General features: G+C 51.5%; 2 protein-coding genes. One reads left to right on the forward strand and one right to left on the reverse strand.

The window, feature by feature from the left end; all coding sequences use genetic code 11:
* Nucleotides 1-34: 34 nt before the first annotated feature.
* Entirely contained in the window at nucleotides 35-1,066 is a 1,032-nt protein-coding gene (locus FO013_RS22165; RefSeq protein WP_001395480.1) for an IS630-like element ISEc33 family transposase, read from the reverse strand.
* On the opposite strand from FO013_RS22165, the gene FO013_RS22730 reads away from it, so the two are divergent.
* On the forward strand, nucleotides 986-1,172 hold a 187-nt coding region (locus FO013_RS22730; protein ID WP_222103710.1), incomplete at its 3' end, for a hypothetical protein. The genes FO013_RS22165 and FO013_RS22730 overlap by 81 nt on opposite strands.

The raw sequence follows: 1,172 nt of genomic DNA on the forward strand, positions 1-1,172 counted from the left end.
GTAAGCCTCTTCTAAATAGCTGCGCCTAATACCGCTACACTTTTGCCTGACCATGTTTTCCTCCGGGGAATGGGCTGGCGGTTTCCATAAAATGGCGGACCTTTTTCAGTAACTGCCACATTGAGCGGCACTGATGATTACGGGTTATCGTGTCATGAAGTGCCTGCCATAGCCGTTCCACATGATTCACCCACGGCGAGTAAACCGGCTGGTAAATTACCCTGAACTTGGGATTTGCTTTCAACCAGCGCTGTGTTTCGCGGCTTTTATGGATAATGTAGTTATCAACGATCAGCGTGATTGTTTTCGCCCGCCGGTAAGTGGCTTTCAGGTGCTTCAGCAGAGCGATAAACAGCGCTGAACTTTTGCTGTTGCCGCCCACGTAGCTGACTTTACCCGTGCCACTGTGCAGTGCGCCGGCCAGATAGTATTTTTCGTTCTGCCCCGGCGTCACTACCCGTTTCTGCTGTCCGCGCAACTGCCAGTCCGCACCGATTTTAGGATTAAGGTGGATATCCACTTCATCTTCATAAAATACCGGATGCTCTGCGCTGCATTCATCCAGCGCTTTGTGGATTACCGCCATCTTTTCATCTTTATGTGGGTCACGGATACGCAGAGTTGGCGCGGCCCTGCGCCATACAAGCCCCGCAGATGGCAACCAGCGGCGAACGGTTCCTGCATGTAACTGGCAACCGGTTATCTCATTGATTTTTATTGCCAGTAATTCGGTGCTCCAGCGTGAACGTTGATAACCAAAATCGCCGGGAGAATGCTTTATCAGCTCACGTAACAGGGTGCAGATATGTTCAAAAGGCCAGCGTCGGGAGCGCCCTGCGGGTAAGGATTTCAGGCCTTCAATACCTGAGTGCGTAAACCAGTTAATCCAGCGACCAACGGATGAACGGGCACAACAGAGAGTTCTGGCAACATCGCTGACCCGTTCACCCCGATGAAGCATCAGCATGGCCGTGAGTCTGCGGGCATGATTTTTATCACGCGTTTTATGAATAGCTTTCTGCATCAGGCGTCGTTCGCCACGGGGTATTGGTACTATGATCGGCATCGCTCAGTCCGGTTGGTGATTTTGGTTGGTTTGGCGATTGATCAGATCGCACAATCCGGGCTGAGTTCCCTTTCAGTGATCTACTATTCCGCGCAGCTATTTAGTC

This window comes from Brevibacterium aurantiacum (genome assembly GCF_007558825.1).
Lineage (GTDB): Bacteria > Actinomycetota > Actinomycetes > Actinomycetales > Brevibacteriaceae > Brevibacterium > Brevibacterium aurantiacum_A.

What these genes read in the sequence shown, in the direction of transcription:
- FO013_RS22165 (WP_001395480.1), bottom strand. Translation starts at nt 1,066, where the DNA reads ATGCCGATCATAGTACCAATACCCCGTGGCGAACGACGCCTGATGCAG.